Genomic DNA, 7,755 nt, shown 5'->3' with positions numbered 1-7,755 from the left:
GTGGCCGCACGATCGTGCAGTCAGCCCGCGATCACGGCGTCTCGTGGCCGGTCGTCGCGGCCGCGTTCACCGCCCACGCCACCGCGGTGTTGCCGACCGAGCCGGAGCCGGTCGCGGTGCTCGGTATCGACGAGGTCCGTCGGGGCAAGCCGCACTGGCGCTGGGATGAGCAGGCTACCTCGTGGACCACGAGCGCGGACCGGTGGCACGTGGGCTTCGTGGATCTGTCCGACGGCCAAGGACTCCTCGCGCAGGTCGAAGGCCGTACCACCGCCGCCGTCTCCGGCTGGCTGACCGCCCGCTCACCAGCCTGGCGCGAGCAGATCCGGGCGGTGGCGATCGATATGTGCACCGTGTTCAAGGCCGCGATCCGGCAGATCCTGCCGCACGCGCTGCTGGTCGTGGACCACTTCCACGTCGTGCAACTGGCCAACCGGGCCGTCACTGAGGTCCGCCGCCGGGTCACCCTCACCCAGCGCGGGCGTCGCGGTCGCGGCAGCGACCCAGAATGGCGGATGCGTAACCGGCTGACCCGCTCGGCGGCTCGGATGCCCGGCAAGCACGTCGACCGCCTGGTCGACACTCTTTAGGCCCTGCCCGCCACGATCGGCACCCCGATCCTCACCGCGTGGAACGCCAAGAAAGACCTCCTCGACCTGCTCGCGACCGCCCGCACCCACCCCGACCGGGAACACGTCCACCGGTTGCTACGCCGCTTCTACACCCGCTGCGCCGCCTCTGAACTACCCGAACTCCACCGACTCGCCACCACCATCGAGACCTGGTGGCCGCAGATTCACGCGTTCCTCACCACCGGCATCACCAACGCCGGCTCGGAAGGAACCAACCGGGTCATCAAGACCATCGCCCGCGACGCCTACAGCTTCCGAAACCCCGAGAATCAGCGCCTACGCACCCGCACCGCGACCACCCGACGCCACCGCGGACACCTCAACCCCGCTTAACTTCGATGAGCCGGTATGCCATCTCGCGGCTGGTCTTGCCCTTGATCGTACGGGTGCGGGTGATCCGGACGGCCTGTTCGGCCCGGGGGAAGCCGAACCCACCCGGGGTCTGCACGGTGAGTGCTTTGACAGTGCGGGTCTCGTTACGGCCGTGACCGTCGGGGGTCGCTGCGGCAGCACGATCTCGGTCAGTGATGCTGACATCAGCGGATGCGGTCCTGTTCTGGCTCATGGTCTTCGCAAACTCATGATCACCAGCAGGCCGCGCCCGTCCTACATGGAACCCAGGATCTCGCTGACTTCCACCCAAAGCCCCAGCTCAACGGCCCGCCAACCCGACTACGCAACAGCCCTGCCGGGCCGGCGACCGCCCGGAAACCGGACCCGATACGGGGTCCGGTTCCAGGACTTGGTGAACACGGGCCTCGTAAACGCTGGTGATCGGCTCATCGGTTACCGGCTCGGCGAGACGTATTACGCGCGCATCCGCCCAGACGGATTGATCGAGACCGATTCCGGTGCCGCCGCGGTCAGAAGGATCTGTTCGGGGTCGCTCGCCGTCTTCGGCGGGTCGATAGCGAGCGGCTGTTGGTCGATTGCGTCACGGGACAGCGGATCGAGGTCGGGTCGCTGGTCGGCGTATCGAGCTGCCGTCTCCCGTACGTCGTCGTCGGTGACGAGGTAGGCGCGAGCGCGGTGCGGTTGGTTGTGCCGTCGGCGAGAACGTAGAACTTGCCGGGAGCGTCGATGGTGTGCGCGTGTCAGCCGGCGGACAGCATTCCCTTGTCCAGGATGAGGTCCACGTCGCGGCGTTTCCGGACACGGAGGCAGATGCGGACGCTCATCTGCGAGCGCAGTGCGCCACCGCCCATGGCCTTCTGCGTGGGTCGTTGTGTCGCGGCGAGCAGGTCCACTGCGACGGCGCGGCCTCGGCGTGCGACCGATTCGGCGTACGGGACGGCGGCCGGTGCGGTGTCGGCGAACTCGGCGTACTCGTCGATGACGATGACCAACGCTGGCGCGTCCGGGCTGGGTTCCCAGACGCGGGTGGCTGAGCCCGATGGTGGACGGCGACATGGCGGCGTTCCACTTCACCTGGCGGATCGACGTCCCCGGCGTGGCCGAAGGTGATCCAGGCGGTGGAGGGTGCTCTGCGGCCGTTCGGTGCGCGCCCGCACTGGGGGAAGGCGACCGGGATGTCGCCCGCGGAGATCACCGCGCTGACTCGGCGGGCGACGGACTGCGCGGCGCTGCGTGGCGAGGTGGACCCGACGGGCAAGTTCGGCAACGAGCTGGTTGACGCCCTGTTCCCGATCGCCTGATCAGGCGGTCAGTGGCTCGGGTCCGTCCGCTTCGCGGTCACGTGCGGGCCGAGCGCCAGGCGGCTGGTGACCCCGAGCTTGGCGAACGCGCGGTGCAGGTGGTTCTCGACGGTGCGTTCGGAGAGGCCGAGGTGCTGCGCCATCTCCCGGTTGCTGGCTCCGCCGGCGGCGAGGGCGGCGATCTGCTCCTCGCGCCGGGTGAGGGCGGTCGCGGGGTTCAGCCGCCCGAGCAGCGGGGTGTCGGCACCGCACTGCTGCGCGAGCGCCGCGGCCAGGCGCAGGGCACGGGAGCGTTTCGGGCCGGGCGGACGCATGCGGGTGGCCGCCAGGTGGTACGCCTCGGCGGCGTACAGGCGCATGTCGTAGGCACGGAAGGCGTCGCCGGCAGTGATGTAGTCGGCCGGACTGCGGGCCCGGATGAGCGCGGCGACGGTGGTGGCGAACGGCCAGTCGGCCGGCACGTCGATCTTGTCGAGGAGGGCGGCGGCGCAGTCGTCGAACCGGAGCCGGAACAGGGCGAACGCCGCCAGCAACGCGAGCCCGGCCGACTGCTCCGCGAGCCAGCCGTGGGCGGCCTGCTCCAGCCGGTCCTGTGCCGCGGCGGGATCGGCGGTGAGGAACTCGTACCAGGCCAGGCCCACGACCTCGTCGATGTCGTAGCAGCGGATCTGGCCGAGGTCCGGCATGGTGCGCAGGGCGGTGACGAGGGTGCCGGCCTCGTCGATGAGTCCGCGCTGGACGGTGGCCAGCAGCTGCAGCGCCAGGGTCCAGCGCCGGCCACTGGGGTGCGCCATGCCCGTGAAGAGGCGGCCGGCTTCCGCGGCCCGGGCCGCGGCGTCCTCGAGGTCGCCCTGGCACAGGTGGGCGTACGCGACCGCCGCTGTCGACCATGCGTGGCGCTTCGGATCGCCGTTGACGACGGCGTCGGTCACCGCCGCCGCCGCCCGCAGCCGCGCCTCCTGAGCGTAGCCCTGATCCGCGAGGATCCGGACCTCGAGCAGGAACGCGGTCGGCACCGGGCTGATCGAGCCGCGGTCCGCCTGCGTTGACAACGTCCGGACCAGGCCGGCCGCCGCGCGCGCCTCGGGAAAGCGCCCCGTCATGAGGTTGGCCAGCGCCGCGGCGGTGCCCGCGATCATGCGAGCACCGGGCTGCGCGGAGCCGACGAGCGCCTCCTGGGCGTCCGACAGTGCCGGGCCGGGGCGGCCGGACATCGCGTACAGCATCGCGCGGTGGGCCTTGATGTCGGACAGCAGCGCGGGGCTGTGGATGGTCCGCGCCACCTCGTCGAGCGCGTCGGTGCCGTCGTCGGGGCGGTGCGTGACCAATCCGATGTGGTAGGCGTGGGCGATCATGATCGCGGCCCGCTCCGGCTCCGTCCGCGCCCGCGCCGCGAGGTCGGCCAGGAGCGGGTCCAGTTCGTCGACGTCCACCTCCACCAGGCTCTGGTAGAGCAGGAGGCCGTTGGCGACGCTGGGATCGGCGGCGTAGGCGGCGCGTGTCAGCCTGTCGCGTACCGCGAGGTCGACCCGCCGCGCGACGGCGAGGCCCGCGGCCGTGGTCAGCCTGGCCCGGTCGATCGGGCCTCCGCCGTCCAGCCGCCACAGCGCCCACCGAAGCAGGTCGTCGGTCCGGCGGAGGTCGTGCCGCTCCATCTGGTCGGCCAGCCGGCGCGCGTATCCGAGGCGGGAGACAGCCGGTGTGGAGCCGGCGACCAGCTCGCGGTAGAGCGGGTGGCTGAGCCGTACCGGAAGGCGGCGGTCGAGCCGGCCGACGGTGAGCAGGCCACGCCGTTCCAGGGCGGCGAGCGCGTCGGCCGGCACCAGCTGGGCCAGCTCCCGCACGCCGATCGGCGCCGCCATGGCGGCGATCTCCAGCGCCTGCCGTTCCTCCGTGCTGGCGTCCCTGAGCCGGTCGGTCAGCAGGTCGGACAGGCGGGGGGAGGACGCCGGGTCGGGCCGGTCGAACTGCCATTCCGCTCCGACCCGGTGCAGATGTGCGCTCTGCAGACCGTCCAGCACGATCTCGCGCGCGAACAGGGGCACGCCGCCGCACAGGCGGATCAGGCGCGCGGCGGCCTCCGGCGCGAGGGGCCCGCGGAGGACGGACCGGAAGAGCTCGAGCATCTCCGCCTCGGTCAGCGGGGTCAGGTCGAGCCGTTCCAGGACGGCGCCGACCACCAGCTGCCGTACGGGCTCGGGCAGCATCCGCCCCGAGCGCGTGGTCGCCAGCACCGGGATCCCCCGGACGGTGGCGAGGTGGCTGGTCACCACGGCGGACATGCCGTCCAGCGCGTCGATGTCGTCGATGAAGACCACGAGCCGGTCGGCGCTGGCGTCCGCGGCGAGCGCACTGAGGCCGCTCAGGGCGGCGCTGAGCGTGGTCGAGGACGGTTCGGGTGCGCGGACCGAGGGCAGCAGGGGAGAGAGCGCGCCCAGCGGGATCTCCCGGATGCAGTCACTGGCGTGGATCCGCACGATGTGCCAGCCCTTGCTCGCGAGCAGGTCCAGCACGACCGTGGCCAGCCGGGTCTTCCCGATGCCGGCCTCGCCCACGATCAGGGCGCCCCGGCCGTGGGTGACCGCGCGCACCAGCATCGACCGTTGCGTGCCGCGACCCACCAGCGGCCAGGCCAGCCCGTCCGCCTCGGCGCCGGTCGGGTCGTTCGGGAGATCGACACGCACGGATCAGATCCTAGTGGCGCCCCCGAGGGGCTTGAGTACCGGCTCACGCAATTGAGTAGCCGGTACTCATGTGGACCGCAGATTTGCGCGGGACTATTCCGAACGACCGATTTCCCGTTGTTTTCATGGAGGTTCTTCCATGCGTAAAGGCTTGCTGCGCTCGATCAGTCTCACGCTGGGATTCGTACTGGTCAGTACGTTCGCCGTGACGACTCCCGCGCACGCCACTCTGGCCTGGTCGGGGTTCAGCGGAACGGTGGCGCCGGGCGCCTCGCAGACCCGCCACTGGAACAACGCCCTGTCGAATGCCGTCTACCGGGTCGGGCTGGCGCCGGTCGGCGCCAGCACCTCGGAGGACTGCGAGTTCGAGGTGACCAACCAGTGGTACGACCGGCTGAGCTCCGGCGAACGCGAGTTCTACTACACGATCAAGAACATCGGCTCGATCTCCTGTGGAACGAACATCCTGGTTTCGAGGATCAGTGCGAGCTCTGTGCAGTCGACGGGCGGTGTGGAGCCCGGTGAGATCAAGACCTACTCGACCCAGCTCACCCAGCTCGGCCCGTTGTCCGAGGTGCCGCTGCTCGGCGTGCTGCCCAGCGGGGCGACCAGTGCCAACCCCTGCCGGTTTAAGGTGCTGCGGTCGTGGTACCAGCGCGTGCGGCAGGGTGACGTCGCCCGGCCGGTGTACCTGCGCTACGAGGTGCAGAACACCGGCAACATCGCCTGCAGTGCCGACGTGCAGATGGGCCTCGCCGAGGTCGAGTACCAGTACTCGGCGAAGTCCGTGGGCGCCGGTGCGACGACCGGTACGCGGATCGGCGCCGAACCGGACACGGCGACGCACCTGATCGCCCTAAGCCCGGTGGAGAACGGGTGCTCCGTCGAGGTCACCCGCCAGTTCTACCGCCAGTACGTCAGCTCGAGCGGCACGTCCGGGCGTGAGTTCGTGTGGTACATGAAGAACCTCGGCACGACCACGTGCTCGGCTGAGCGCATGGTGTCCCGGATCTGAGTTCCACCCCGGAGAAGGCGGTCCCGCCGGTGCGGGGCCGCCTTGTCAGTCTTCCGGTTCGCCGTCCGGGAAGACGAAGATCGAGGCGACGATCAGCGCCGCGCCGCACCACTGCCAGCCGCCGATCCGCTCGCCCAGGACCGCCACCGCCGACAGCACGCCGAAGACCGGCAGCAGGCGGAGGATGATGCCGGCGCGGCCGGCCCGGACCGTGGCCAGGGCGAAGTTGTAGAGCAGGAAGCTGGCCCCGAAACCGAACACGCCGATCGCCAGGGCGATCAGCCAGCCGCCGGCCGAGTGACCGGTCAGCAGACGCGGCCCGCCGCGGACGACCTCGGCCACGCCGAACGGGAGGATCACCGCCAGCCCGAAGGCGGACTGGTGCGCCGTCATGGTGAGGGCGTCCACCCGGTCGGCGATGCCGCGGGCGACGAGCACGTAGGCGGCGGCGCTGACGAGGCCGCCGAAGACCAGCAGGTCGCCGAGGCCGACCGGTGCGTCCGGGTGGGCGCCCTCGAGGACCAGGACGCCGACGACGGCCAGCAGCAGGCCGAGGACGCCGGAAGGTCAGCACGCCGGCGACTACACCGGCTTCATGACCCGCGCCACCGACTACATGCCGCCCACCGGCGCGCCCGAGCAGGCCACGCCGTCCGCTCCGACCGAGCTGCCTCGACGGACGTCACGCTGGTCTACCCGACCGCGACACCCCCGCCGTCAACGGCGTCACCTTGAGGCCCGCCGGAAAACAACCCGTAGCTTCGCGGATTCTTGTGCGTTGATCTGCTATGGCGTTCAGCGATGAGGTTTGTCGGATGCTTGCCGTGCGGCTAGAGGCGATCTTGCCTCATCTGGATGAGCGGCAGCGCCGGTTGCTGCTGGGCGCGGAGGCCCGGGCGTTGGGGCGCGGCGGAATCCGTGCGGTGGCCGGGGCGGCGGGTATGCGTGAGGCCACGGTATCGGCGGGCGTCGACGAGCTGGACGCGGGCGTGGAGCCGCTGGGTCGGGTTCGCCGGCTCGGCGGTGGGCGTAAACCGGCTGTGGTGGTCGATCCGGGGCTGCGTCCCGCGTTGCTGGTTCTGGTCGAGCCGGACGAGCGGGGCGACCCGATGTCGCCGCTGCGGTGGACGGTCAAGTCCACACGTACCCTGGCGGCGGAATTGACCCGACACGGCCACAAGGTCAGCGCCGACACCGTCGGCGATCTGCTGCGGGACGAGGGGTACAGCCTGCAAGGTAACGCCAAGACCCTCGAGGGCTGCCGTCATCCGGACCGTGACGGACAGTTCCGTTACCCCAACGAGCGGGTCAAAGCCCACCAGGGCAGCGCCGATCCGGTGATCAATGTGGATATCAAAAAGAAGGAACTGGTCGGGCAGTACAAGAACGACGGCAGGCAGTGGCGGCCTGCCGGGCGGCCGGTCACGGTCGGCACCCACGACTTTCCCGACCCCGAACTGGGTAAGGCCATCCCGTACGGGATCTACGACCTGTCGATGAACACCGGCTGGGTCAACGTGGGCACCGACCACGACACGGCCGCATTCGCAGTCGAGTCCATCCGCCGCTGGTGGACCACGACCGGCCACACCGACTATCCGGCCGCCCGCCGGCTCCTGATCACCGCGGACGCCGGGGGCAGCAACGGCTACCGCACCCGCGCTTGGAAGGTCGAACGGGCCGCCCTCGCGGTGCAGACCGGGCTGGAGATCACCGTCTGCCACTTCCCGCCGGGCACTCAATGCCGTTGTTTGAATATCGAACTATCT

The 7,755-nt window shown here is 70.5% G+C and carries 5 protein-coding genes and 3 pseudogenes; 4 read left to right on the top strand and 4 right to left on the bottom strand.

Annotated elements, in window-relative coordinates:
• Positions 1 to 14 precede the first annotated feature (14 nt).
• Positions 15 to 965 (top strand): annotated as a pseudogene (locus tag E1193_RS07310) (ISL3 family transposase).
• Here the strand turns inward: E1193_RS07310 and E1193_RS33700 are convergent.
• Both E1193_RS33700 and E1193_RS07300 read right to left on the bottom strand, forming a co-directional pair.
• Positions 952 to 1,080 (bottom strand): hypothetical protein, encoded by a 129-nt coding sequence (locus E1193_RS33700; RefSeq protein WP_279433303.1) that lies wholly within the window; start codon positions 1,078 to 1,080, stop codon positions 952 to 954. The pseudogene E1193_RS07310 and the gene E1193_RS33700 sit on opposite strands and share 14 nt — an antisense overlap.
• Before the next feature lie 646 nt (positions 1,081 to 1,726).
• Positions 1,727 to 1,978: a hypothetical protein gene (locus E1193_RS07300; protein ID WP_132181469.1), complete on the bottom strand. Its 252-nt coding sequence runs from the start codon at positions 1,976 to 1,978 to the stop codon at positions 1,727 to 1,729.
• A 111-nt stretch (positions 1,979 to 2,089) separates the two neighbouring features.
• On the opposite strand from E1193_RS07300, the pseudogene E1193_RS07295 reads away from it, so the two are divergent.
• Positions 2,090 to 2,287: pseudogene (locus E1193_RS07295) on the top strand (D-arabinono-1,4-lactone oxidase); the annotation flags it as partial.
• Between the two features lie 8 nt (positions 2,288 to 2,295).
• On the opposite strand, the gene E1193_RS07290 reads toward E1193_RS07295, so the two are convergent.
• A complete protein-coding gene (locus tag E1193_RS07290) occupies positions 2,296 to 4,971 on the bottom strand; it encodes a LuxR family transcriptional regulator (protein ID WP_132181465.1) in 2,676 nt (891 codons plus the stop codon).
• A gap of 139 nt (positions 4,972 to 5,110) precedes the next feature.
• On the opposite strand from E1193_RS07290, the gene E1193_RS07285 reads away from it, so the two are divergent.
• Positions 5,111 to 5,986: a hypothetical protein gene (locus tag E1193_RS07285; protein WP_132181463.1), complete on the top strand. Its 876-nt coding sequence runs from the start codon at positions 5,111 to 5,113 to the stop codon at positions 5,984 to 5,986.
• Positions 5,987 to 6,031: 45 nt separating this feature from the next.
• Here the strand turns inward: E1193_RS07285 and E1193_RS07280 are convergent, their stop codons facing one another.
• Positions 6,032 to 6,460: a DMT family transporter gene (locus E1193_RS07280; protein WP_279433305.1), complete on the bottom strand. Its 429-nt coding sequence runs from the start codon at positions 6,458 to 6,460 to the stop codon at positions 6,032 to 6,034.
• A 314-nt stretch (positions 6,461 to 6,774) separates the two neighbouring features.
• On the opposite strand from E1193_RS07280, the pseudogene E1193_RS07275 reads away from it, so the two are divergent.
• A pseudogene (locus E1193_RS07275) lies at positions 6,775 to 7,725 on the top strand (ISAzo13 family transposase); the annotation flags it as partial.
• Positions 7,726 to 7,755: the final 30 nt, after the last annotated feature.

Source organism: Micromonospora sp. KC606 (genome assembly GCF_004348675.1).
Classification (GTDB): domain Bacteria; phylum Actinomycetota; class Actinomycetes; order Mycobacteriales; family Micromonosporaceae; genus Micromonospora.
This window is presented reverse-complemented; position numbering and strand designations above follow the sequence as displayed.

Coding starts and splice junctions, on each gene's coding strand:
- E1193_RS07285 (WP_132181463.1), top strand. CDS start 5,111: ATGCGTAAAGGCTTGCTGCGCTCGATCAGTCTCACGCTGGGATTCGTA.